Annotated in this window: 24 protein-coding genes and 1 tRNA gene; 11 read left to right on the forward strand and 14 right to left on the reverse strand. The window is 74.5% G+C overall.

Annotated features, from left to right (window positions below):
- Positions 1-32: 32 nt before the first annotated feature.
- The 5 genes from O7609_RS22410 to O7609_RS22430 are packed head-to-tail and all read left to right on the forward strand — an operon-like array spanning position 33 to position 5,446.
- Complete coding sequence (locus O7609_RS22410; RefSeq protein ID WP_269735197.1) at positions 33-1,304, forward strand: NAD(P)/FAD-dependent oxidoreductase; 1,272 nt, start codon at positions 33-35, stop codon at positions 1,302-1,304.
- Positions 1,301-2,029 carry a DUF1365 domain-containing protein gene (locus O7609_RS22415; RefSeq protein ID WP_269735196.1) on the forward strand — a complete coding sequence of 243 codons (729 nt, stop codon included), beginning with the start codon at positions 1,301-1,303 and terminating at the stop codon, positions 2,027-2,029. The genes O7609_RS22410 and O7609_RS22415 overlap by 4 nt, the downstream gene beginning before the upstream one ends.
- Complete coding sequence (locus O7609_RS22420) at positions 2,026-3,321, forward strand: SAM-dependent methyltransferase (RefSeq protein WP_269744121.1); 1,296 nt, start codon at positions 2,026-2,028, stop codon at positions 3,319-3,321. Before O7609_RS22415 ends, O7609_RS22420 begins: the two co-directional genes overlap by 4 nt.
- Positions 3,318-4,640: an SAM-dependent methyltransferase gene (locus O7609_RS22425; protein ID WP_269735194.1), complete on the forward strand. Its 1,323-nt coding sequence runs from the start codon at positions 3,318-3,320 to the stop codon at positions 4,638-4,640. Before O7609_RS22420 ends, O7609_RS22425 begins: the two co-directional genes overlap by 4 nt.
- Complete coding sequence (locus O7609_RS22430) at positions 4,637-5,446, forward strand: DUF1295 domain-containing protein (protein WP_269735193.1); 810 nt, start codon at positions 4,637-4,639, stop codon at positions 5,444-5,446. The genes O7609_RS22425 and O7609_RS22430 overlap by 4 nt, the downstream gene beginning before the upstream one ends.
- A 46-nt stretch (positions 5,447-5,492) precedes the next feature.
- On the opposite strand, the gene O7609_RS22435 is transcribed toward O7609_RS22430, so the two are convergent.
- The 5 genes from O7609_RS22435 to O7609_RS22455 form a co-directional block, all read right to left on the reverse strand.
- On the reverse strand, positions 5,493-6,839 hold the full coding sequence (locus O7609_RS22435; RefSeq protein ID WP_269744122.1) for a cryptochrome/photolyase family protein: 1,347 nt from the start codon (positions 6,837-6,839) through the stop codon (positions 5,493-5,495).
- Between the two features lie 56 nt (positions 6,840-6,895).
- Entirely contained in the window at positions 6,896-7,651 is a 756-nt protein-coding gene (locus tag O7609_RS22440; RefSeq protein WP_269735191.1) for an anti-sigma factor, read from the reverse strand.
- Entirely contained in the window at positions 7,648-8,232 is a 585-nt protein-coding gene (locus O7609_RS22445) for a sigma-70 family RNA polymerase sigma factor (RefSeq protein WP_269735190.1), read from the reverse strand. The genes O7609_RS22440 and O7609_RS22445 overlap by 4 nt, the downstream gene beginning before the upstream one ends.
- Positions 8,233-8,502: 270 nt before the next feature.
- The gene (locus O7609_RS22450; RefSeq protein WP_269744123.1) at positions 8,503-9,339 is read right to left on the reverse strand and encodes an aldo/keto reductase; all 837 of its coding nucleotides are present in this window, start codon (positions 9,337-9,339) and stop codon (positions 8,503-8,505) included.
- A 541-nt stretch (positions 9,340-9,880) separates the two neighbouring features.
- Positions 9,881-11,740, reverse strand: a complete 1,860-nt coding sequence (locus tag O7609_RS22455) for an AMP-dependent synthetase/ligase (RefSeq protein ID WP_269744124.1) — start codon at positions 11,738-11,740, stop codon at positions 9,881-9,883.
- A 279-nt stretch (positions 11,741-12,019) separates the two neighbouring features.
- Between O7609_RS22455 and O7609_RS22460 the strand changes: the two genes are divergently transcribed.
- A complete protein-coding gene (locus O7609_RS22460; RefSeq protein WP_269744392.1) occupies positions 12,020-13,078 on the forward strand; it encodes a bile acid:sodium symporter family protein in 1,059 nt (352 codons plus the stop codon).
- A gap of 65 nt (positions 13,079-13,143) precedes the next feature.
- Entirely contained in the window at positions 13,144-13,644 is a 501-nt protein-coding gene (locus tag O7609_RS22465) for a phosphatase domain-containing protein (protein WP_269744125.1), read from the forward strand.
- A gap of 74 nt (positions 13,645-13,718) precedes the next feature.
- Here O7609_RS22465 and O7609_RS22470 read toward each other — a convergent pair whose 3' ends face one another.
- Together O7609_RS22470 and O7609_RS22475 are read right to left on the reverse strand one after the other, a co-directional pair.
- Entirely contained in the window at positions 13,719-14,780 is a 1,062-nt protein-coding gene (locus O7609_RS22470) for a PRC and DUF2382 domain-containing protein (RefSeq protein WP_269744126.1), read from the reverse strand.
- An 87-nt stretch (positions 14,781-14,867) separates the two neighbouring features.
- Positions 14,868-15,317, reverse strand: coding sequence for a phage holin family protein (locus O7609_RS22475; protein WP_269735185.1), 450 nt, complete (start codon positions 15,315-15,317; stop codon positions 14,868-14,870).
- Between the two features lie 259 nt (positions 15,318-15,576).
- Between O7609_RS22475 and O7609_RS22480 the strand changes: the two genes are divergently transcribed.
- Positions 15,577-15,661 (forward strand) — tRNA-Leu (locus tag O7609_RS22480).
- Positions 15,662-15,756: 95 nt separating this feature from the next.
- Here O7609_RS22480 and O7609_RS22485 read toward each other — a convergent pair.
- From O7609_RS22485 to O7609_RS22505, 5 genes are all read right to left on the reverse strand, one after another.
- Positions 15,757-16,131 (reverse strand): hypothetical protein, encoded by a 375-nt coding sequence (locus O7609_RS22485; RefSeq protein ID WP_269735184.1) that lies wholly within the window; start codon positions 16,129-16,131, stop codon positions 15,757-15,759.
- Between the two features lie 2 nt (positions 16,132-16,133).
- On the reverse strand, positions 16,134-16,601 hold the full coding sequence (locus O7609_RS22490) for a roadblock/LC7 domain-containing protein (RefSeq protein ID WP_269735183.1): 468 nt from the start codon (positions 16,599-16,601) through the stop codon (positions 16,134-16,136).
- Between the two features lie 79 nt (positions 16,602-16,680).
- Positions 16,681-17,454, reverse strand: a complete 774-nt coding sequence (locus O7609_RS22495) for a transcriptional regulator (RefSeq protein ID WP_269735182.1) — start codon at positions 17,452-17,454, stop codon at positions 16,681-16,683.
- The gene (locus O7609_RS22500) at positions 17,451-17,807 is read right to left on the reverse strand and encodes a hypothetical protein (protein WP_269744128.1); all 357 of its coding nucleotides are present in this window, start codon (positions 17,805-17,807) and stop codon (positions 17,451-17,453) included. The genes O7609_RS22495 and O7609_RS22500 overlap by 4 nt, the downstream gene beginning before the upstream one ends.
- Positions 17,808-18,108: 301 nt before the next feature.
- Positions 18,109-18,582: a MarR family winged helix-turn-helix transcriptional regulator gene (locus O7609_RS22505; protein ID WP_269744129.1), complete on the reverse strand. Its 474-nt coding sequence runs from the start codon at positions 18,580-18,582 to the stop codon at positions 18,109-18,111.
- A gap of 63 nt (positions 18,583-18,645) precedes the next feature.
- On the opposite strand from O7609_RS22505, the gene O7609_RS22510 reads away from it, so the two are divergent.
- Positions 18,646-19,038, forward strand: a complete 393-nt coding sequence (locus tag O7609_RS22510; RefSeq protein ID WP_269744130.1) for a cupin domain-containing protein — start codon at positions 18,646-18,648, stop codon at positions 19,036-19,038.
- A gap of 109 nt (positions 19,039-19,147) precedes the next feature.
- The gene (locus tag O7609_RS22515; RefSeq protein ID WP_269735178.1) at positions 19,148-20,050 is read left to right on the forward strand and encodes a universal stress protein; all 903 of its coding nucleotides are present in this window, start codon (positions 19,148-19,150) and stop codon (positions 20,048-20,050) included.
- 567 nt (positions 20,051-20,617) lie between these two features.
- Here the strand turns inward: O7609_RS22515 and O7609_RS22520 are convergent.
- Together O7609_RS22520 and O7609_RS22525 are read right to left on the reverse strand one after the other, a co-directional pair.
- Complete coding sequence (locus O7609_RS22520) at positions 20,618-21,037, reverse strand: (2Fe-2S) ferredoxin domain-containing protein (protein WP_269744131.1); 420 nt, start codon at positions 21,035-21,037, stop codon at positions 20,618-20,620.
- A gap of 15 nt (positions 21,038-21,052) precedes the next feature.
- Positions 21,053-21,919 carry an Fpg/Nei family DNA glycosylase gene (locus O7609_RS22525; RefSeq protein WP_269744132.1) on the reverse strand — a complete coding sequence of 289 codons (867 nt, stop codon included), beginning with the start codon at positions 21,917-21,919 and terminating at the stop codon, positions 21,053-21,055.
- 118 nt (positions 21,920-22,037) lie between these two features.
- Here O7609_RS22525 and O7609_RS22530 point away from each other — a divergent pair, with 118 nt between their 5' ends.
- On the forward strand, positions 22,038-22,403 hold the full coding sequence (locus O7609_RS22530; RefSeq protein ID WP_269744134.1) for a hypothetical protein: 366 nt from the start codon (positions 22,038-22,040) through the stop codon (positions 22,401-22,403).
- Positions 22,404-22,426: the final 23 nt, after the last annotated feature.

The following is a 22,426-nucleotide window of genomic DNA, read 5'->3' on the forward strand; positions in this document are numbered from 1 at the left end:
GTGCCGGGTGCGGGGAGCGTAAGGAGAACAGCATGTCCCGGGACCGACGGCGTACCGCGGTGATCGGCGGCGGAGTCGCGGGGCTCACGGCCGGATACGTCCTGAGCCGGGCCCACGACGTGACGCTGTACGAGGCCGACGACCGCCTCGGCGGCCACGCCCACACGCACGACCTCACCGACGACACGGGCCGGCCGGTGCGCGTGGACTCCGGCTTCATCGTGCACAACCGGCGCACCTATCCGTACCTGCTGCGCCTCTTCGCCGAACTCGGCGTCGAAACACGCGAGTCCGAGATGAGCATGTCGGTGCGCTGCGAGGGATGCGGGCTCGAGTACGCCGGATCGCGGGGGCCGCGCGGCCTGTTCGCCAGCCCGCGGCACGCGGTCCGTCCCGGCTACCTGCGGTTGCTGGCGGAGGTGCCCGTCTTCCACCGGAGGGCTCGCGCACTCCTGGCCACGCCCGAGGGGGAGGCCGAGCCGACGCTCGGCCAGTTCCTCACCCAGGAGCGGTTCTCGCGCTACTTCGTCACGCACTTCATGACGCCGCTCGTCTCCGCCGTGTGGTCCTGTGCCGCGGACACGGCCCTGCGCTACCCGGCCCGCTACCTGTTCCGCTTCCTCGACCACCACGGGATGCTCGCCGTGACCGGGTCCCCCGTCTGGCGAACGGTCGCGGGCGGCTCACGGACGTACGTGGAGCGGGTGGCCGAAGCGATCGGCACGGTGCGCACGGGGCGCCCGGTGCGTGCGGTCCGCCGTGACGCCGACGGGGTGGAGATCACGGTCGCGGGCGGCGGCGCGGAGCGCTACGACGCCGTGGTCATCGCCGTCCACCCCGACCAGGCACTCCAGCTGCTCGCCGATCCCACGGAGCCGGAGCGCGAGGTCCTGGGTGCCATCCGCTACGCGCGCAACCCCACGCAGCTGCACTCGGACACGACCGTGCTGCCCCGGCGGGCCGGGGCCAGGGCGTCGTGGAACTACCTGATGCCCGCCTGTGACGCCGGCTCCGGCGCGGTCCGGGTGAGCTACGACATGAACCGGCTCCAGGGGCTGACCAGTTCGCGACCCCACATCGTCACGCTCAACGGTGCCGACCGGGTCGACCCTGACGCCGTGCTCGCGCGCATGGTCTACGAGCATCCGGTGTTCACACCGGAGTCGGTGGCCGCCCAGCGCCGCCTGCCCGCGCTCTCCGGCCCCGTCACGGCGTTCGCCGGGGCCTACCACGGCTGGGGCTTCCACGAGGACGGCTGCCGCTCCGGGGCCCTGGCCGCCCGCGCCCTGGGGGTGGAGTGGTGAGCGCCCCGGCCCTGTACCGGTGCGAGATCGTTCACGTCCGCGGCCGGCCCGTGCGGCACACCCTGCGGCACCGCACGTTCCTCTGGTTCGTCGACGTGGACCACCCGCCCCGCCTGCCCCTGCCGCTGCGCCCGCTGGTCCGGTTCGATCCGCGCGACCACTTCGCGGGCACCGCCCCCACCCTGCGGGAAGGGCTGGCCCGGCTGCTGGACGCCCAGGGCGTCCGGCTCGGTGACGGCCGGGTGCGCATGCTGGCCCACGCCAGGGTCCTCGGCCACGTCTTCAACCCGCTGACCCTGTACTGGTGCACCCCCGCCGACGGCTCGGGGGAGCGCGTGGTCGCGGAAGTGCACAACACCTACGGCGAGCGGCACTGCTACGTGCTGCGTCCCGAGGACACCGGAGCGGCCCGGGTCGCCAAGGAGTTCTACGTCTCGCCCTTCTTCCCGGTGGACGGCCACTACCGCATGAGGCTCCCCGAGCCGGCCGGACGGCTGGACCTGACGGTCCATCTCGAACGGGACGGCACCCGCCCCTTCACCGCGACCGTGCGCGGCCACCGCCGCGCGGCCACCGCCTCTGAGGTACTCAGGGCGACGCTGCGCCACCCGTGGTCCACCCTCGCCGTCTCCGCGGCCATCCGCCTGCACGGCATCCGCCTGCTCCTGCGCGGACTGCCCGTGCTGCCGCGCCCCCGTCACCGAGTTCAGAAAGGCCTGGAGTGAACGTGTCCCCAGCCGCCGGCGGTATCGCCCCCGATCCCACGCGATGGCCCGACGTGGCCCGCGTACCCCGTGCTTCCGCGGCGCGCACCCTGATATCCGAACGGATCGTGTCGCGTGCCCTGGACCGGCTGCCGTTGCGGGTACGGCTGCCCGACGGCGGCACGCTCGGGCTGGGCGGCCCCCTCCTCGAACTGCGGGCACCCGAGCGGTTCCACCGGCGTGTCGGTGCCCACGGGCTGATCGGTTTCGGCGAGTCCTACATGGCCGGTGAGTGGGAGGCCGAGGACCTGGTCGGCGTGCTGACCGTGCTCGCCGCCCACGTGTCCGAGCTGGTGCCCCGGCCCCTCCAGCGGCTGCGCGCGCTGTGGGCGCGCCGGCAGCCCGAGGGACAGCGCAACACCCCGGCCGGAGCCCGGGACAACATCCAGCGTCACTACGACCTCTCCAACGACCTCTTCGGCCTCTTCCTGGACCCGACGATGTCGTACTCCAGCGCCGTGTTCCGCGGCTTCCCCGCCGACTTCGCCGCACTTCCCGCGGCGCAGCACCGCAAGATCGACCAGCTCCTGGACGCCGTCGGCGTCCGGGCCGGGTCCCGGCTGCTGGAGATCGGCACCGGCTGGGGGGAACTGGCCCTCCGGGCGGCCGGGCGCGGAGCCACGGTGGTCAGCCTGACGCTCTCCGCCGAGCAGCGCGACCTCGCCGAACGCCGGATCGCCGCGGCGGGACACGCCGAGGACGTGACGGTTCTGCTCCAGGACTACCGCCAGGCCACGGGCCGGTACGACGCCGTGGTCAGTGTCGAGATGATCGAAGCCGTGGGCGCCGAGTTCTGGCCGGAGTACTTCGGCACACTGGAACGCCTTCTCGCCCCCGGCGGGCGGATCGGCCTCCAGGCGATCACGATGCCGCACGACCGGATGCTGGCGACCCGCAACACCCACACCTGGGTGCAGAAGTACATCTTCCCCGGCGGACTCCTGCCCTCCGTCACGGCGATCCGGCAGATCACGCGGGCGCACACCGGGCTGCGGGTCGAGCGGTGCGCCCCCTTCGGCCCGCACTACGCGGAGACCCTGCGCCTGTGGCGGGAACGGTTCGAGTCCCGCGCCGCCGAGGTCGCGGCGCTGGGTTTCGACGAGACCTTCCACCGCATGTGGCGGCTCTACCTCGCCTACTCCGAAGCCGGGTTCCGCTCCGGATACCTGGACGTCCACCAGATCCTGCTGACGGACGGGACGCCCCGCGCCACGGGCACCCCGAGCCGCGACCACCGGGAGGCCCGCGCGTGAACCGGGACGCCGCACACCAGATCGACACCCTCACCGCGGAGCTCCTCGGCGGCCCGCTGCCCGTACGGCTGCGGGCCTGGGACGGCAGCGAGGCGGGCCCCGCCCACGGCCCCGTCGTCGTCCTGCGCAGCCCCCGGGCGGTCCGCCGGCTGCTCTGGTCACCCGGCGAGCTCGGCCTCGCGGAGGCCTACATCACCGGCGAACTCGACGTCGAGGGAGACCTCGCCGAGGGGTTGCGCTCCCTCTGGCGCGCCGCCCGGGACCAGGGCCTGCACCCGCCGCGGCTGCGCGCCGGAGGACCGCGCGCCGCCGCGTCCCTCCTCGGCCGCGCCCTGCTGACGGCGGGCCGGCTCGGCGTCATCGGCCCCCGGCCCGCCTCTCCTGCCGAGCAGGCCCGGCTGACCGGAACCCCGCACAGCAGAAGCCGCGACCGCGCGGCCGTCAGCCACCACTACGACCTGTCCAACGCCTTCTACGCACTCCTGCTGGACGAGTCGATGGCCTACTCCTGCGGATACTGGACGGCGCCCCCAAACGAGCCGGGCTACGGGCTCGCCGACGCGCAGCGGGACAAGCTGGAGCTGATCTGCCGCAAGCTGGACCTGCGCCCCGGCGCGCGACTGCTGGACGTCGGCTGCGGCTGGGGTTCGCTCAGCCTGCACGCCGCCGAGCACCACGGGGCCGAGGTCACCTCGGTCACGCTCTCGCGCGAGCAGGCCCGGTTCGTGCGGGAGAGGGCGGCCCGGCGCGGCCTGGCCGACCGCGTCGACGTGCAGTGGGGGGACTACCGCGACATCGAGGCCGGCGGCTTCGACGCCGTCAGCACGATCGAGATGGGCGAGCACGTCGGCGACGCCGAGTACCCCGCGTTCGCGGCGCTGCTGCGGCGCTCGGTCCGGCCGCGCGGCCGGGTGCTGGTGCAGCAGATGTCCCGGGGCTCCACGGCCCCGGGCGGGGGCGCGTTCATCGAGACCTACATCGCCCCCGACATGCACATGCGGCCACTGGGCGGCACCGTCTCGCTGCTGGAGGACGCGGGGCTGGAGGTGCGCGACGTGCACGCCCTGCGCGAGGACTACGTGCGCACCGTGCGCGCGTGGCACCGGACGCTGGAGGAGAGGTGGGAGGCCTTCGTCGAACTCGTCGGCGAACGGACCGCCCGGGTCTGGCGGCTCTACCTCGTCGGCGGCGCGCTGGCTTTCGAGGAGGGCCGCATGGGCGTCGACCAGATCCTGGCCGTGCGGCCCGACGCCGAGGGCGGCAGCGGCGTCGGCGGTACGGTTCCCCGCTGGCACACCGGGCCGGGGGCGGTGTCGTGACCGGCTTCCCCTGGGGCGACTTCGGGGTGAACCTCGCGCTGAGCGCCGCGGGGGCCCTCGGCGTCATGCTGATCACCTTCGCGGTGGCCGTGCGCCGGGGCCTGCACCGGGTCGTGGACATCGCCTGGGGCCCGGGCTTCGCCGTCGTCGCCCTGGTGAGCTTCGCCCTCTCCGCCGACGGGGGCGACCCCGCCCGTCGGCTCCTCGTCACCGCCCTGACGCTCGTGTGGGGACTGCGGCTGGCCGCGCACATCGCCCGGCGCGGTCGCGGCCACGGGGAGGACCCGCGCTACGAGAAGCTGCTGGCCGGGGCGCCGCGGGGGGTCCCCCGCGACGTCTACGCCTTCGGCGTGGTGTACCTGCTCCAGGGCTTCCTCGTCTGGCTGGTGTCCCTGCCGGTCCAGGCGGCCGCCCACCTCCCCCGGGCGCTCGGGCCGCTGGCCCTGGCCGGACTGCTGGTGTGGCTGACGGGCTTCGCCTTCGAGGCGGTCGGCGACCGGCAGCTCGCCCGGTTCCGCGCCGACCCGTCGAACCGGGGGCGGATCATGGACCGTGGCCTGTGGGCCTGGACCCGGCACCCCAACTACTTCGGTGACTTCTGCGTCTGGTGGGGGCTGTACCTCTTCGCCGCCGCCGACCCCGCGGTGGCCGCCGCGGTCCTCGTCTCGCCCGTGGTCATGAGCCTGCTGCTCACACGGGGCAGCGGCAAGCGACTGCTGGAGGCCCACATGGCGGACCGGCCGGGATACGCCGAGTACGCGGCGCGGACGAGCGGGTTCTTCCCCCGTCCGCCGCGCTCACGCTGACCTCGCACGGGGCCTGGAGCGGCCGGCCGGTCACCGCCGGCACCGGTCACTCCAGGCCGCGGGCGGAGCGGAAGCGGGCCAGCCCGTCGGCGAGGTCGATGATCGGAGCCGGGTAGTCCACGTCCCCGGCCTTCCAGGGCTCATGGGCGGCGCGTCCCTCCAGGGCACGCAGCTCCGGCACCCAGCGCCGTACGTAGACGCCGTCCGGATCGAACCGCCGTGCCTGCGTCAGGGGGTTGAGGACCCGGTTCGGGCGGGTGTCCGTGCCGGTCCCCGCCATCCACTGCCAGTTCAGCTGGTTGTTGGCCACGTCGCCGTCGACCAGCAGGTCCAGGAAGTGCCGGGCCCCGATCCGCCAGTCCAGGTACAGCGTCTTCACGAGGAAGCTCGCCACCAGGAGGCGGGCCCGGTTGTGCATCCAGCCCTCGTGGCGCAGCTGCCGCATGGCGGCGTCCACGATCGGGTAGCCCGTCCTGCCCTCCCGCCAGGCCGCGGCATCGTCCTCGTCGGTCCGCCAGCGGTCCTGGTGCGTGCGGTAGTCGGCGTGCGCGGCCCGCGGGCGCGCATGCAGGGTCTGGTGGTGGAAGTCGCGCCAGGCGAGCTGGCGCACGAACGCCTCCGCCCCCGCGCCGCCGCGCGAGCGCGTGCGGTGGACCAGCTCGACGGGGGAGAGACAGCCGAAGTGCAGATAGGGCGAGAGCCGCGAGGTGCCCTCGCCCGCCAGCTCGTCGTGGCGCCGCGCGTAGTCGTCCACGCCGGAGGACAGCCACGTCGCGAACCGCTTGCGGCCCACGCTCTCGCCGCCTTCCGGCAGGCCGGGTGACGCCTGCGCGACCTCGGCGGAGGGCAGCTCGGCCGAGGCCACGTCGGGCACGTCCACGCGTCGCGGCGCGCCGAGAGCCTTCCGCGTCCCCGCGGCCTCCCAGCGCCGCAGGTAGGGCGTGAACACCGCGAAGTGGTCGCGGCCCTGCGGCGTCACCTCGCCGGGCGGCAGCGCGGTGATCACACCGTCGTGCACCCGCAGGGCGCAGCCCTGCTCCCGCAGCGCCTCGCGCAGCCGCTCCTCACGTCGCAGGGCGAAGCCGCTGACCCCGGCGGCGAGGTGCACCTCGCGGGCGTCCGTCTCCCGGACGACGGCGCACACCTCGTCCACCAGCGGCCCTTCGCGCAGCACCAGCCGCCCGCCCCGCCCGCGCAGCGAGGCGTCCAGGTCGGCGAGGGCGCCGGCCAGGAAGGCACGGCGGTTGGGTACGTCGAAACCCGCCCGCCGTACGGCCTCGTCCAGCACGAACAGCGGGACCACCCGGTCCGCCGCGCGCAACGCCGCCCGCAGCGGAGGATGGTCGTGCACCCGCAGGTCGGAGGTGAACAGGACGACCGAGACGGACGTCACACGAGCTCCTTTCCCCAGAGGGGTCGGTTTCCCGAGAGATTCGAGCCGGGACCGGCTCAGGAGGTGAAGGACATGACGGCCACCGGCTCCGAGGTGGGCCGCGGTGAGCCGCCCGGCGGCTCGACGGTGATGCCCATGCCCGTCGCGTCACGCAGCGGACCGTCCATGAGCATCGCGGTGTCACCGGCTTCCGGGTCCATCAGCCCGGCCGGACGCATCGTCCCCGCCTCGTCGAACCAGAGCTGGTAGACGCGGCCGCTGGGCGGCGCGGGCATGTCGGAGGCGAGGAAGGCGGCCCTGTTCTGCTCCCGGGACACGACCACGGTGGCCGTGGCGCCCCCTGCGAGCTCCGCGGTGGTCACCTCGGCGTCGCCCGCGGCGAGCACCCGCGTCAGCTCCGCCGACCGCCGCTCGCTCTGCTCGGCCTGCTGCCGGGCGTCCTCGGCCGACTGGTACTGCCAGACCGCGACGCCGCCGAACGCGACGGCCGCCGCGAGGCTCGCGGCGAGGGCCAGCCTGGCCAGGCGGCGCCCGCCCCGGGGGAGCCCGCTCGTGGCCCGGGGCTGCCGGGGCACCCTCGGCGGCTCCTGGCGCACCGTCGCGACGCGGCCGAGCACACGTTCCCGCAAGGCGTCCGGGGGCCGCACCGCGGTGGCGAGCCCGAGTTTCGCCGTCGTCGCCGCGAACTCGCGTACCTCCTGTGCGCAGGCCGGGCACACGGCCAGGTGCTGCTCGAACTCCTCGCGTTCCGCGCCGGTCAGCGCGTGCAGGGCGTACGCCCCGGTCAGCGTGTGCAGATCGACGGTGCTCATGTGCTGACCCCCAGACAGTCGCGCAGGCGGATGAGACCGTCCCGCAGCCGGGTCTTGACGGTGCCGAGCGGCAGCGCCAGCAGCTCGGCGACCTCCCGGTAGGTGAGACCCCGGTAGTAGGCGAGCGTCACGGACTCGCGCTGTCGCTCGGTGAGGGCGCGCAGACAGCGGCGCACCTGCTCGCGCTCCAGGCGGGCCTCCACCTCCTCGGTGACCTCGTCGAAGGCGGGCGTGCGGGCCAGGAGCGCCGCCTTGTGCTCCCGGTCGGTGGCCGACTGCGCGGACCGGACCCGGTCCACCGCGCGACGGTGCGCCATCGTCATGATCCACGCCATGGCGCTGCCCTTGTGCGGCTGAAAGTGCGCGGCCCGGCGCCAGACCTCCACCAGGACCTCCTGCGCCACCTCCTCGGCCTGGGCCGGATCGCGCAGCACACTGCGGACCAGCCCCAGCACGGGCCCGGCCACCCGGTCGTAGAGGGCGGCGAACGCATCGCCGTCACCCCGCGCCACCGAGCCCATCAGCTCCTGGAGGTCCGGTTGCGGGGCGGCGGTGCCGGAGATGGACACGGGCTCCCTCATCCGTTCCCCCTCCTGACCCGGCGCGGGCTCGGGCGTCGCGCGGCCCCCGGGGGCCGCGCGACGGAGAGCGGACACGTGGACAGCATCTGATTCCTCCCGGAGGCGACGTCATCCGGACTTCGGAGCGTGCGCCGGGACGGATTGGTCCGCCCGCGGAATTCCTCGAATTCCGTCCTGAGTGCCCTCGTACGAGTGAACGCGCCGGGCCGGACGCGCCGGAGCCCGTTCCCGGGCCCCGGCGCGTTCAGCTCTCGGCACGGGGCGGCGGGCTCAGCCCCGCCAGTCCATCGTGGACGGGTCCGGGCCGATCCGCCCGCCCGACTCCAGACCCGCGATCGCCGCGAGGTCGTCCGCGTCCAGCTCGAAGTCGAACACCTCGATGTTCTCCCGGATCCGCGACGGCGTGACCGACTTGGGGATGACCACGTTCCCCACCTGGAGGTGCCAGCGCAGGATGACCTGCGCCGCCGACTTCCCGTGCTTCTCGCCGATCCCGGTGAGCACCGGCTGGGCCAGGATCTCCTTGCCCTGGCCCAGCGGGGACCAGGCCTCGGTGGCGATGCCGTGGGCCGCGTGGAAGGTGCGCACCTGCTCCTGCTGGAGGCGCGGGTGCAGCTCGATCTGGTTCAGCGCGGGAGCGGCGGACGTCTCGTCCAGCAGCCGCTCCAGGTGCGGCGGCTGGAAGTTGGAGACGCCGATCGCGCGCACCCGGCCGTCGGCGTAGAGCTTCTCGAAGGCCCGCCAGGTCTCCACGTAGCGGTCGAACATCGGCAGTGGCCAGTGGATGAGGTACAGGTCCACGTAGTCCACGCCCAGCCGGCGCACCGAGGCGTCGAAGGCGCGCAGCGTGGAGTCGTAGCCCTGCTCGCTGTTCCACAGCTTCGTCGTCAGGAAGACGTCCTCGCGCGGGAGCCCGGAGGCGGCGATGGCCTGCCCCGTGCCCTTCTCGTTCTCGTAGACCGCGGCGGTGTCGATGCTGCGGTAGCCCGCCTCCAGGGCGTGGGTGACGGCGGTGGCCGCCTCGTCGTCCGGGATCTGCCAGACGCCGAAGCCGAGCTGCGGCATGGTGACGCCGTTGTTCAGGGTGATGCTGGGAACGCTGCTCATCGAGCGAGGAATCCTTACGTCGTCCGTCACGGTGGGCGTGGGCGCGGTGAGGCTCCGCGGCCGATCGCGGGTGTCACGGGCGGGCGCCTCACGTCCTGTCGAGCTTGAACGTACGCGGGGCGCCGACCATTCCCGGGTACGGGGACCCGGGACGTCCCGGGCGCGTCTGACAGGGTGGCGCTCAGCCCCAGCGGACTCCGTAGATGCCGGGCACGGGATCGACCTCCACATGCTGGAACCGCGCCCCCTTCTCCGCGTCCGACACCCGGCGCAGCACCCTGGGTGGCGAGCGCCGCCTCCCAGGCCGGCCGCCGGCCGCGGGGGCGCCGGGCGGGCAGACCGGCGCGCAGTGTGCCGCGGCCGAGCCCGAGCAGCTCCTCCAGGAACGGCAGCGCCTCCAGCGAGCGGACGCCTTCCGGCCTGCTCCGCCCCGTCTGCCAGGCGCTGAGCGTGCTCACGCTGATCCGGACGCCGCGCGCACGCAGCTCGTCACTGCCCTCCGTCGTCCCGGGCGGCGCGGTGGGCGGTCGCCGGGCGTCCCTCAGCCGTCCGCTCCGGCGCGGGGACGCGGCGGCCTCGACCGGTAGAGCTCCTCGATCTCGGCGGCGAAGACGTGCTCGACGGCGGCCCGGCGGACCTTCAGCGAAGGCGTCAGCAGCCCGCTCTCCTCGGTGAACCGGGCCGCGAGGACACGGAAGGCGCGGATCGACTCAGCCTGCGAGACGGCGGAGTTGGCGGCCAGGACCGCGCGCTGGACCTCCGCCTCCAGCTCCGGGCTGCGCACGGCCTGCTCCGGGGCGAGGGCGGGGCCGTTCCGCATGGCCAGCCAGTGGGCCACCGCCTCCGCGTCCAGGGTGACGAGCGCCGCCACGTAGGGCCGGTCGTTGCCGACCAGCACGCAGTGGGCCACCAGCGGATGCGCGCGCACCCGGTCCTCCAGCGGCCCCGGCGACACGCTCTTCCCGCCCGACGTCACCAGGATGTCCTTCTTCCGTCCGGTGATCGTCAGATAGCCGTGCTCGTCCAGCCTGCCGACGTCCCCGGTGGCCAGCCAGCCCTCGTAGAGCGACGCGCCCGTGCCCCTCGGGTCGTCGTGGTAGCCCTGGAACACCTGGGCGCCGCGCAGCCAGATCTCGCCGTCGTCCGCGACGTGCACGGACGTGCCGGGGATCGGCCGTCCGACGGTGCCGAACCGGGTGCGCCGCGGCGGGTTCGCGACGGTCGCGCCGGTCGTCTCCGTCAGGCCGTAGCCCTCGTAGACGCGGATGCCCGCGCCGTCGAAGAACAGCCCGAGCCGCCGCTCCAGCGCCGAGCCCCCGGACATGACGGAGGCGCAACGCCCGCCGAGGGCAGCCCGGAAGCGGGAGTACACCACGCGGTCGAAGAACCGGTGCTGCAACCGCAGGGCGGTGCTCGGGCCCGGCCCCTCCCCGAACGCCCGGGCCTCCACGGCCTCGGCGTAGCGCACGGCCACCTGCACCGCCCGGTCGAAGCCGTTCAGCCGCCCGTCCCGCTCGGCCCGCCGCCGCGCCGCGTGGAACAGCCGCTCCAGGACGTAGGGGACGGCCAGGAAGAAGTCCGGGCGGAAGGCGGCCAGGTCCGGCAGCAGTTCGGCCGCGCTGAGCGCCGGCTGGTGGCCGAGCTTGACCCCGGAGCGCAGGGCGGCCACCTGGACCATGCGACCGAAGACGTGGGACAGCGGCAGGAACAGCAGCGTGGCCGGGCGGGCCGCGGGGCGGGGCCGGATGACCTTCTCGAACGCGCCGAGCATGTTGTCGCACTCCGCCATGAAGTTGCCGTGCGAGAGCACACAGCCCCGGGGCCGGCCGGTGGTGCCCGAGGTGTAGAGGATCGTCGCCGGGGTGTCGGGCGTCAGGGCCATGCGATGCCGCTCCACCACGGAGTCCGGCAGTTGCGCTCCGGCCCGCACGAGGTGTTGCTCCAGCCCGGCGTCCAGCTGCCACAGCCGCCGCAGCCCGGGCAGCCGGTCGATGACCGAGCCGACCGTCATGGCGTGGCCCTCGTCCTCCACGATGACGGCGCTCACGTCGGCGTCGTGGAGGATCCAGCTCACCTGCTCGGCCGACGACGTGGGGTAGACGGGTACGGGCTGCGCGCCCACCGACCACAGCGCGAAGTCGAGCAGCGTCCACTCGTAGCGGGTGCGGCACATGAGCGCCACGCGGTCGCCGAACCGCACGCCCTCGGCCAGCAGCCCCTTCGCGACCGCCGTCACCTCCTCACGGAAGGCCGCCGCGGTCACGTCACGCCAGCGGCCGTCGGTGCCCTTGCGCGCGAGCACGGCTGCGTTCGGGGCCGCCTCGGCGCGTTCGAAGAGGCAGTCGGCCAGTCCGCCGACCGGTGGCTTCGACGCCACGGGCGGGACGGAGATCTCGCGCAACGGGCCGTCCTCCTCGGTGCCTGCGCGGTGCGCTCCCGGCGCGCGAGGCCACGCGGCGCACTGACCGTACCCGATCCGACACAGCGTCGGGAAGGCCGTCAGCGCAGGTCAATCGCGGTCAATACGGCGGGTTCCGAGAGTCTGCGACACCCGGAGGCCACCGGTTGTCCGCCGCCGCGCGACGTTCCTCCAGCAGATCGCCACCGCGCCTTCACGCTTCCCGTCTCTTCCTGCGGACGGCACCCCGGCGGGCGGGCGCGCTCTGGTTCCATGACCGCCATGCACCGCCTCGCCCGACTGTTCGACCCGTTCGTCGCGCTGCTCGCCGGGACCGTCGTCCTCGCGGCGCTGCTGCCGGCCACGGGGTCGGCAGCCGAGGCCGTCGGCGTCGCCGCACAGGTCGGCGTCGGGCTGCTGTTCTTCCTCTACGGCACCCGTCTCGCCCCCCGCGAGGCCGTGGCCGGGCTACGCCACTGGCGGCTGCACCTCACCGTCCTGGCCTGCACCTTCCTCGTCTTCCCGCTGCTCGGCCTGGCCGCCGGAGCCCTCGTCGTCCCGCACGTCCTCAGCGCCGAGCTGGGCCGCGGGCTGCTCTTCCTGTGCGTGGTGCCGTCCACCGTCCAGTCCTCCATCGCCTTCACGGGGATGGCCCGCGGCAACGTCCCCGCCGCGATCTGTGCCGGGACCTACTCCAGCCTGCTCGGCATCCTCCTCACCCCGCTGCTCGCGGGGCTCCTCATCGGTTCCGGCGCCGGCGGGGGCCTCTCGGCCGACGGTCTGACGGCCATCGCCCTCCAGCTCCTCGCGCCGTTCCTCGCCGGCCAACTGCTGCGCCGCCGCGTCGGCGGCCTCGTCGCCCGGCACCGCGGGGCCACCGGCCTCGCCGACCGCGGGGCCATCCTGCTCGTCGTCTACGCCGCCTTCGGCCGGGGCGTCACCGAGGGCGTGTGGCAGCATCTCCCGCCCTGGCGCCTGGCCGGCCTCCTCGCCGTCGAAATCGTGCTGCTGGCCGTGATGCTCGCGCTCACCGCCTGGGGTTCGCGGGCCCTCGGCTTCCGCCGGGCGGACCGGACCGTCATCGTCTTCGCCGGGTCGAAGAAGTCGCTGGCGGCCGGACTGCCCATGGCCGCCGTCCTGTTCGGGGACGAGGCCGCCCTCGCCGTGCTGCCGCTGATGCTGTTCCACCAGGCGCAGCTCGTGGTCTGCGCCGTCATCGCCCGCCGTATCGCCCGCCGCGTCCCGGCGGAGGAGGTCGCCGGGGCCCCGGACCGCCCCGAGAGGGCCGGGCCAGACCGGTCCGCAGCGGGCGCTTCGACAGGCCGCGGCGGCACCGGATGACCGCCCCGGCCGCCCGCCGCCCGGCACGGCACGCGGGCCCCGGGTCCACGCCGTAGGCTCGCGGCATGGCCGATCACCTCCGCCCGGTCGCCGTCTTCGACCTCGACGGCACCCTCAGCGACGCCCGGCACCGCCTGCACTACCTCACCGGGCGGCCGAAGAACTGGAACGCCTTCCTCCGGGCCGCCCCGCAGGATCCGCCCCTGACGGACGGGGTGGAGCTCGCGCTGCGGTGGGCCGAGGAGTGCGACCTCGGCTACGTCACCGGGCGCCCCGAGCGCTGCCGCCGCGACACCGTGCGCTGGCTCGCCCGGCACGGACTGCCCACGGGCGAGCTGTGGATGCGCGGCGACCGCGACTACCGCCCGGCCCGTGAGGCCAAGCTCCAGCTGCTCCGGGAGCTCGCCGCAGCCCGCACCGTCGCCGTCGCCGTCGACGACGACGCGGAGGTCTGCGCGGCCTACCGGCAGGCGGGGTTCGACGTCGTCGAGGCCGACTGGATGGCCACCGCCCCGGAGGCCGGCGCCGCCCTGGCCGAGGCCCAGGAGGACGAGGGACGCACCTGAGCCCGCCGGCACACCGGTGGCGGGGAGGCACACCCCCCCCCCCGCCACCGGGTCACCGGACGCGCCCCGCCGCGTCACAGCTTCGGGTTGCCGTGCCTCCTGCCCTGCTCGTCGATGGTGTCGGACTCCGCGTCGATGCGCTCCTTGCGCACCCGCCCCCGCACCGTCCGGTTCTCCGTCGTCTCCTCGACCCTCAGGCGCACCCGCTCCACCGGCTCGACCCGCTTCTCCACCACCGGCCGCTCCTCGTGCAGCGTCACCTCGTACTCGGTCTCGGCGAAGTCCGATCCGGCCGTCGCCGCCTTGCGGTTGGCCTCCGTGATCGGCTCACGCTCCAGGCGGACCCGCTCCCGGCGGATCGGCACGGAGATCTGCTCCTCCTCCGTCACCACGTACTTGCGCAGCCGGGCGTGCCCGGACTCGCGGCGTTCGGTGTGGACGTTGAGGTGCTCCTCGGAGCGGGTCAGGAAGTCGTTCTCCGTGCCCCGCTCCGTCGTGCCCCTGCGCTCCGCCGCGGCGTCCGGCCGCCGCGCGGGGCCCTCCGCCGCGCCGGTCCGCATGCCCTCCCGGGCACGGGGGTCGCCGCGCTCGGCGTCCTGCATCTTGTTGCGCTCCACGGGCCCCGGCCCCTCGCGGCCCCTCAGCCCCTCGCGTCCCGTCATCCCCGGTGCCCCCGGCGTTCCGGTGTCCCCGGGAGCCTCGGGGGCGCCTCGGCGGTGGCGTCCGCGCGCTCCAGCCACCGCTCCGGCGGCCCCGGTCCCGGCCGCGCCCGCGGCCGCGCCCTCACCCGGCCCGCCGGCCCGGCTCCGCGGAGCGCCCCGTTCGAGGCCGTAGTGGTCGTAGAGCCGGTGCTCCTCGTGCTCGGAGAGGTGACCGCCGGTGTCGACGCCGACCTGGGGGGCGCCCTTGATCGTGTCCCGGGAGTAGGGCACCTCCAGGTGGTCCTCGACCGCCTGCGCCTCGCGTATCGGTACGAACGTCTCGTGTGACGCGAAGACGCCGGTCTTCACCGTCACCCATTCCGGGTCGCCGGTCGCGTCGTCGACGAACACGTGCTTCGCCTCGCCGATCTTCCTGCCGTCCGAGGAGTACACCGGGTGGTCGAGCACGTCGGGGATCTGGTCTCGGGTGATCACTTCATCCACTCCCTCTGTCGGGTACGGGGTGAGCCCCTTGCAGGCGTCCTGCGGGCCGGATCGCGGCCCCGGGGCGGCCCTCGGCACTCAGTCGGCCGGGCGGCCCGCTCCTGCCGGACCTCCTTCCTCGGCGTCCCCGGCGTCCTCGGCCGCCCTGTCCGGCGGGCGCCCGCCGTCCTCGCCCCCGGGGGAGCTCGCGGAGGACCGCTCCCGTGCCCTGGCGACCAGCACGAGGCCGACCACCGCCCACAGTCCGGTCACGATGAGAGCCGACCAGCGCAGGTCCATGGCGCCCCACAGGAGGAACATCAACGTCAGGGAGAGGAAGCAGGCGACCATGTAGCCCGCGAACACGGCCCCGCCGATCGCCCGGGCGTTCCTGCCCGCTCCCAGCGTCTCCTCCCGGAGTTCGGCCTTGGCGCGCCCGAACTCCTCCCGGAAGATCCTCCGCTGCGTCTCCGCGGAGGCGGGCTCGGAGGGCGATGCGGCCGGCCGTGACTCGGGCCGCCCGGCGGGGGATCTCACCGCGCGTCTCATAGCAACCCTCCTCGGGGGTGCGTCGGTCGCGACCACGGACCCGGTCAGGTGCCGTCGTCCCTCCCATACGCCGCCATTCGGGTATCCCATCCCTCATGGTGTAAAACGGATCACCGGTTCCGCAACACGAGCCCCGGTGTTCACCCTGTGCTCTCCCGCCTCGCCGGGCCTCCCGGTCCCACGTCGTGACGGTGCAGGTGAACCCTGGTGAGAGCACCCCGGAATCCTTGGTATCGTTGTCCCCGCGAACACGCACCAGGTCCGGGTGGCGGAATGGCAGACGCGCTAGCTTGAGGTGCTAGTGCCCTTTATCGGGCGTGGGGGTTCAAGTCCCCCCTCGGACACGGGAAAGACCCCAGGATTCCTGGGGTCTTCTTGTTGTACGGACCGGGATCGGCCGGCGGACCCCGTCATGGACCGGGGTCCGCCGGCCGATCGCTCAGACCTCGAGCCCGGCCTCGATCGCCTTCAGCCGGTGGCGGGCCATGGCGAGGTTCGCCCGGGCCCGGTCGAGTGCCAGGTAGAGGAAGAGCCCCGAGTTCCCCCGCCCGGTCATCAGCCGGATCAGGTGGTATTGGCCTCCCAGGGTGATCAGGATGTCCTCGATGGACTCGTTGAGCCCCAGCATCTCCATCGTGCGCAGCTTGGCCCGCACCACGTCGGTGTTGCCGGCCGCGGCGACCGAGAGGTCGAGGTGCTTGCCTCCGCCCGCCGTGCCCAGGGCCATGCCGCTGCCGTAGTCGACCAGGGCGACACCCACGGCCCCCTCGATCGTCGTCATCGCTTCCTTCAGTGCGGCTTCGGTGTCCGCCATGCTCACTTCTCGCTTTCCTGGCTGGGGTGTGGGGAACGGCGCCGCGGTCCGCGGTCCGGTCGGTCCTTCGTCGTCGCCACGGAGGCCGCCGCGCGGTCGAGGGCTCCCTGGAGCAGTCGGGCCACGCGGGAGCCCGCCTGGCGTGCCTCCATGTGGAGGCGGCCCACGTTGGTCTGCGGCCCCGCCCAGACCGTGAGGACGGCCGACGGTCCCGCCGCGTAGGTGGCGACGTAGCCGAGGTCGCCACGGACCACCAACTCCCGGAAGTCGCCGCACGATCCGCTCTCGGCGAGCCGCAGGGCGACGCCCAGGGCGGCGGCGGTGAGCGCGGCTGCGGGCTCGGGCTCCACCTCGTCGCAGGCCTGCGCCAGCACCAGTCCGTCCGTGCTGGCCGCCATAGCCCCGCTCGCCATCGGCACCCGGGCCCGCAGCCCGCGGAGCACCTCGAGGATCTCCGGCTCGACCGTCATCAGTTGTCTCCTTTCGGCCCGTTGTCTGCGCCACCGCCTCATGAATCCGGGGGCCGGGCCGCAGGGGGAACCCGGGGTCTCACAGGCGTGCCTCCAATCCGTCGCGAATCCGCCGGAGGAGGGCGATGTCGTCCGCTCCGGAACCGGCGGAGATGTCGGTCACCCACCGCGGCGCCCGAGCCGGCTCGTCGGGCGGCTCCGGGCCGGGGGCGAGATGCCCCGCGGCGGCGAGCCTGCGGATGTCGACGAGCGTGTGGAAGGCCGGCCGGCCCAGCAGGCGCGCGATCTCGGCGGGGGTACGGCAACCGTCCGCGGCGGTGAGCACGGCGCGCTGCCGGGGGCTGACCCGGGCGGTGCCGCCGGGCCGGATCACCACGGGCCGGGTGTCGATCCCGGGGCCGGGCCACAGGTCCTCGAGCAGTCGTCTGCGGCGCCTGATCTCCCGGGCCAGCACCGCCGCTGCCACGGGGCGGACGGCGCCCAGCCAGTGCTCCGCCCCGGGCCGGAAGCGGCCCGGGCCACCGTCCGACTCCGGCGCCAGGACGAAGTAGGCCGCGTCGAAGAGCGCGGAAACGCACCGGATCTCCAGCTCGCCCCGGGGGATGCTGCCGCTCTCCACCAGCCGGCGGGCGATCGTGCGCCGGGGGCCCTGCCGGGCCGCGGCACGCTGCCACGCGGCGCGTGCGACGCGTCCCTCGGCGGTCAGGAGGGCTTCGACGCCGGGTGCGAGCGGGCTCTCCGCGTAGGCGATCTCGCCCTCGTGCAGGTAGAGGGTCCCTCCGGGACCGGTCAGCGCTCCGGTGGCCCGGTCGGCGGACAGCTCGCCGAGGATCCGCTCGGCCGTCGGCGTCATGCGGCCACCAGCCGGTCGGTGATGTCCCGCAGGCGGATCCGGGCGAGTGCGAGGTTGCCGCGTTCCGCGTCGATCCACAGGTGCAGGAACACGGTCTCGCCGGGCAGGGCCCGGGCGAACCGCAGGAGGTGGTGACCCCCGGCGGTGGTCACGATGACGTCCTCGACCGCGGGCGCACCGTCCGCGCCGGCGCCGAAGGCCCCGTGCTCTGCGGCCAGCCGGGCCAGCTCCGCCGCCTCGACGGCGGTCACCTCGTGATCCCCCGTCGGGGAGTCACCGGCGGTTCCGAGGGCCAACCCGCTGATCCAGTCGACGACGGCGGCCCCGCGCGCCCCCGGCACGTCCATGGCCATGCTCAGGCATGCGTCGATTCCGGGCGCCGCAGCGTCCTCCCTGTATTCCCCCGTTCGGGGGACCGGTGACCGCGAGCCTACGGAACGTCAGGAAGAAGTTGGGGTTTGCGAACGATTTTGAACGGAAGAGCTCGTAAATGAGCATTCAGTGTCGAGAATATTCGCACCGAATATGCAAGTCGGCCGAGTTCCCGGCTCCGTGGCCGCTCGCCCGGCCACCGGTGTCGACGGGGCGGGGCGAGGAGCGGCCGCATCGGTGCGCGGACGAGGCGGCCCGGCCCGGCGGGTTGTGACGACGGGCTCACCAGCCCGGCCGGAGCGGCGGCACCCGCTCACCGGACAGACCGCGGACGATCGCGGCGAGTTCGGTGCGGGGGAGGTCGAGCCCCGCCCCGGCCAGCCGGTCGGCGAGTTCGGCCTCCAGTTCGTGCAGAACCTGTCCGGCGACGCGGAGGTGCTCCTCGGCGCGCGGAGTGAGGGCGACGAGCTTCCGGCGCCCGCCGGCCGGGTGGGGAAGGCGTTCGACGTAGCCGCGGCGTTCGAGGCCGTCGACGATCTGCCCGGCCGCCTGTTTGGTGACGCCCAGGTGGTCGGCCAGCTCCGTGCTGGTCGCGGGGGACGCCTTCAGGGCCTGGAGCAGCATGCCGTGGACGGGGCGGAGGCCGTGGTGTCCGGCCGCTTCGAGGCGCGCGGTGAACTCCGTGAGGACGGACTGGAAGGCCAGGCCGAGGAGGAGGGTCAGCTCCGTGTCTTCGAGCGGGTCCCGGGTCGTCATGTCGTCATCTTGACACGCATGTGTAAAGCTTCTTTACTCAGGTCGAGTAAAGAAGCTTTACACATGTGGGAGGTCCAGATGTTCGTGGTGACGGAAACCGAGCGGAGCACGACGACGACACCGAACGGGAGGATGGCCACGCTGGCCGCGCCCAGCCGGGGCAGCGTGGAACTGAGCACCTGGCGGGCGGAGTTCGAGGAGGGCAAGGGGACGCCCGTGCACGCAGTCGACCGGGAACAGGTGTGGATGCCGCTCTCCGGCGCCTTCACGGTGGAGGGGGAGGGAGGCCGGGCGCTGGTGGTGCGGGCCGGGGAGGCGGTGGTCCTCCCGGCCGGGGTGGACCGCAGGGTCACCGCCCTCGGCGGCCCGGCCCGGGCCCTGGTGTGCATGCCCGCGGGCGGTCGCGTGACGGCGGCGGGGCAGGAGGGGAAGGCGCCGCTGCCCTGGGCCGAGTAGCCCCCGACGGCCGTCCCCGCCGGAAGGCTCACCCGTTCGGCGGGCGCGGCACTCGACGGAGCCCCCGGGTGGAGGGACGCTGGGGGAGGGGCGAAGGGAGTGGTGCGTCATGGCAGCTCTGCCGGTGATCGCCGCGGTCGACGGCTCGGAACCCAGCCTGCGCGGGCTGGACTGGGCCCTCCGGGCCGCCCGGATACGGGACGCCGAGCTGCTCGTGGTCCACGTGTGGCCGTGGCCGCCGAACATCCACGGATCCCCCGAACCGCCCCCCGCCGCGCCGCCGCCCGACGACGACCCGGTGCTCCGGGAGGTGCGGGAACGCCTCGCGGGGCGCGCGGACCTGCCGGAGATCCGGTTCGCCACGCTGAGCGGGACCCCCTCCGCGGCCCTGCCCGAACTCGGCGGTCAGGCGCGGATGCTGGTCCTGGGCTCGCGCGGCCGGGGCGGTTTCGCGAGCCTGCTGCTCGGCTCCAACGGCCGGGCCTGTGCCGCCCACGCGGCCTGCCCCGTCGTCGTCGTGCCGCACCACGAGCGGGGTCGCGGTGCCCCGGCCGAGCCGGCCGGGCGCGTCGTCCTCGGCCTGGAGCCGGAGGAGACGGTGGACGCCGTCGTGGACTTCGCCTTCCACGAGGCAGAGCTGCGCCGGTCTCAGCTCCAGGTCGTCACCACGTACCCGGTGCCGTTCTCCACGCTCGCCCTGCTGGGGGCCTCGCAGATGGACCTCACCGACCCGGAGGGCCCGCAGGTGGCCCGGGAGACGGGCCAGGCCCAGCGCGACCGCGTCGAGCACGCGCTGCGGGGCCGCTTCGCCGAGGTGGACGTCGACTGGGTGGTGGCCGCGGGCGACGCCGCCGGACGGCTCGTGGACGCCTCCGACTCCGCCGACCTCGTCGTCGTCGGCCGGCACCGGCACCGCCTGCGGCACGACGGGATGTTCCTCGGATCGGTCACCAACGCCGTCCTGCTGCACGCCCACTGCCCGATCGCCGTGGTGCCGCCTCCGCCGCACTGACCGCGTCCGGGTGGTGGTGCGCCACGGATAGCGGCGTGCGAGGTGCGTGCCACCGGTGACCGTCCTAACGTCGGTGGTGACGGAGCGTGGTCGTCGTGTGCGCGCGGAGAGGTCCGCCGCGGCCACGCCCGGGAACCTGGAGTAGTCCCGATGCGCCCCTTGCGCCCGGTGTCCGTGCCCCGGGCGGACACCGCATGTCTCATAGCCGCGCCAGCCGCCCCCGCGCTCGCTGCCGACGCCGGGAACCCCCGGTGTGGTCGCGGAGGGCGGCGCCTCCGCCCGCTCCCGGTCGCGGCCCCCGTGCCGGGAGTGCCCCCAGGCAGCGTTCAGGTGCGTTGACGGGTACCGGCCGGGTGAACGGCCGTCGTTGTGCCGCGGGCCAGTGGCCCGACGCAGGCCGGGGGCGACGGTGGGTGGCCCGTCGCCGGTACCCGAGGACGTCCGCGGCCGTTCCCCCGGAGACCCCACGGGCTCCGGGGGACGCGTGCGTTCCGTGCCGTCGCACCGCCCGAGCCGCCCGCGCCGACGCACGGTCCGCGCGGGCGGCGGTGACCGAGCGGCCCCGGGTCACCCGACGACGCGGGAGCGGGCCCGGCCCGCCCGCGGCGCCCGGATGAACTGCAGTTCCAGCGCGGGCGGCGGCTCGGCCAGCCCCGGGCCGCCCGCCTCGGCCCAGGCCAGCAGCTCGTCCGCGCAGTCCGCGCCCATGGCCCAGCCCACCCACACCGGACGCCCCCCGGCCCGGCGCCCGGCGGGCGAGGGGCGCACCACGACGACGTTGGCCTGGTCGCACGGGCCGAGGCAGTCCGACGTCAGCACCGTGATCCGGCCCCGGGACGCCGTGGCCGCCGCGCGCAGCCGCGCGAGCTGTCCCGCGTGGTCGGAGCCGGGGTGCTTGGCCGGGACGCCGCAGCAGCACCCCCGGCACACCACGAGCGTGCAGGGGGCGGCGGACGCGGGGCGGGAAGGGGTGGGCGCGGTGGTCATCCCCGCAGCCTACGGTCACTTGAGCAGGCGGGACATGCGGCGGTCGGCCAGGACCCGGCCCCCGGTCTGGCAGCGCGGGCAGTACTGGAGCGAGGAGTCCGCGAAGGACACCTCGCGGAGCGTCCCGCCGCACACCGGGCACGGCTCGCCGGTCCGGCCGTGCACCCGCAGGCCCAGCCGCTTGCCCGCCTTGAGCTCGGCGGCGCTCAGCCCCCGAGCCCGGCCGACGGCGTCCCGCAGCGTGTCCTCGAGCGCGGCGTACAGCCTCTTCGTCTCGTCCTCCGTCAGCTCCGCGGCGAGCCGGTAGGGGGACATGCGGGCGGCGTGCAGGATCTCGTCCGAGTAGGCGTTGCCGATGCCCGCGATGACGCTCTGGTCGCGCAGGACGCCCTTGATCCTGTGCCGCCGGCCGCGCAGCAGCGCGCGGAAGTCCGCGAGCGTGAAGCCCTCGGCCAGCGGGTCGGGGCCGAGCCGGGCGATGCCGGGCACCTCGGCCGGATCGCGCACGACGTGGACGGCGAGCCGCTTGTGCGTGCCGGCTTCCGTCAGGTCGAACCCGGACCGCTCCGGCCCGCTGAGCCGTACGCGCACGGCGAGCGGCCCCCGTCCGGGGCGCGGCGGCGTCCGCGGCAGGGAGTCCTGCCAGCGCAGCCAGCCCGCGCGGGCCAGGTGGACGACGAGGTGCAGCTCGCCGGCGGCCAGGTCCAGGAACTTGCCGTGCCGGTCGACGCTGGTGAACTCGGCGCCCTCCAGAGCGGTGACCGGTGGGTCGAACGTCTTGAGCACGCTCACCGCGACCGGCCGCACGTCCGCCACGGTCCGGCCGGTGAGCCGGTCGGCCAGGAAGTCGCGGAGGGCCGCCACTTCGGGCAGTTCGGGCATGTGCCCAGTGTCCCGCGGTCGTGGCACCGGGGCACGCGCGGGCGGCCGGACGGGGCCGGGACGGTTCCAAGATCGTCCCGGCCTCCATGACCCCTGGGGAAAGCATTACCCTCCAGCTATGACGGTCATCGGCGACGACATCGACGAGCACATCGATGAGGACAGCGACGCGAACAGGGATGAGAACGGCGACGAGGGCGGGGCGTCCGAGACTGGGATTCCCGCCCGAGGCGGGCTGACGCCACGACAGGCGCGCCTGGTGCGCGGTGTCGCCGCCGCCGTCGTGATGGTGGCGGTCGCCGCCGCGATGAGCGTCCGCTTCGCCGCCGAGCCCTCGCTGGTGACCCTCGGCCTCTACGGGGTCGCCCTGATCCTCTCCGGCACGGCGATCGTCCTCAGCCGCATGGGCCGCACCCGGGTCGCCACCGTCGTCCTCGGCTGCGGCCTCGCCGTCGCCGTCCTCGCCGAACCCCTGCTGAACTAGCGGCCGCTGGCCGCCCAGCGCGC

This window comes from Streptomyces sp. WMMC1477, assembly GCF_027460245.1.
Taxonomy (GTDB): domain Bacteria; phylum Actinomycetota; class Actinomycetes; order Streptomycetales; family Streptomycetaceae; genus Streptomyces.

What these genes read in the sequence shown, in the direction of transcription:
- O7609_RS22515 (WP_269735178.1), top strand. Translation starts at nt 19,148, where the DNA reads ATGGCAGCTCTGCCGGTGATCGCCGCGGTCGACGGCTCGGAACCCAGC.
- O7609_RS22410 (WP_269735197.1), top strand. Translation starts at nt 33, where the DNA reads ATGTCCCGGGACCGACGGCGTACCGCGGTGATCGGCGGCGGAGTCGCG.
- O7609_RS22520 (WP_269744131.1), bottom strand. Translation starts at nt 21,037, where the DNA reads ATGACCACCGCGCCCACCCCTTCCCGCCCCGCGTCCGCCGCCCCCTGC.
- O7609_RS22450 (WP_269744123.1), bottom strand. Translation starts at nt 9,339, where the DNA reads ATGAGCAGCGTTCCCAGCATCACCCTGAACAACGGCGTCACCATGCCG.
- O7609_RS22495 (WP_269735182.1), bottom strand. Translation starts at nt 17,454, where the DNA reads ATGACGCCGACGGCCGAGCGGATCCTCGGCGAGCTGTCCGCCGACCGG.
- O7609_RS22485 (WP_269735184.1), bottom strand. Translation starts at nt 16,131, where the DNA reads ATGGCGGACACCGAAGCCGCACTGAAGGAAGCGATGACGACGATCGAG.
- O7609_RS22445 (WP_269735190.1), bottom strand. Translation starts at nt 8,232, where the DNA reads ATGAGGGAGCCCGTGTCCATCTCCGGCACCGCCGCCCCGCAACCGGAC.
- O7609_RS22510 (WP_269744130.1), top strand. Translation starts at nt 18,646, where the DNA reads ATGTGGGAGGTCCAGATGTTCGTGGTGACGGAAACCGAGCGGAGCACG.
- O7609_RS22465 (WP_269744125.1), top strand. Translation starts at nt 13,144, where the DNA reads ATGGCCGATCACCTCCGCCCGGTCGCCGTCTTCGACCTCGACGGCACC.
- O7609_RS22460 (WP_269744392.1), top strand. Translation starts at nt 12,020, where the DNA reads ATGCACCGCCTCGCCCGACTGTTCGACCCGTTCGTCGCGCTGCTCGCC.
- O7609_RS22500 (WP_269744128.1), bottom strand. Translation starts at nt 17,807, where the DNA reads ATGGCCATGGACGTGCCGGGGGCGCGCGGGGCCGCCGTCGTCGACTGG.
- O7609_RS22530 (WP_269744134.1), top strand. Translation starts at nt 22,038, where the DNA reads ATGACGGTCATCGGCGACGACATCGACGAGCACATCGATGAGGACAGC.
- O7609_RS22525 (WP_269744132.1), bottom strand. Translation starts at nt 21,919, where the DNA reads ATGCCCGAACTGCCCGAAGTGGCGGCCCTCCGCGACTTCCTGGCCGAC.
- O7609_RS22475 (WP_269735185.1), bottom strand. Translation starts at nt 15,317, where the DNA reads ATGAGACGCGCGGTGAGATCCCCCGCCGGGCGGCCCGAGTCACGGCCG.
- O7609_RS22440 (WP_269735191.1), bottom strand. Translation starts at nt 7,651, where the DNA reads ATGAGCACCGTCGATCTGCACACGCTGACCGGGGCGTACGCCCTGCAC.
- O7609_RS22490 (WP_269735183.1), bottom strand. Translation starts at nt 16,601, where the DNA reads ATGACGGTCGAGCCGGAGATCCTCGAGGTGCTCCGCGGGCTGCGGGCC.
- O7609_RS22505 (WP_269744129.1), bottom strand. Translation starts at nt 18,582, where the DNA reads ATGACGACCCGGGACCCGCTCGAAGACACGGAGCTGACCCTCCTCCTC.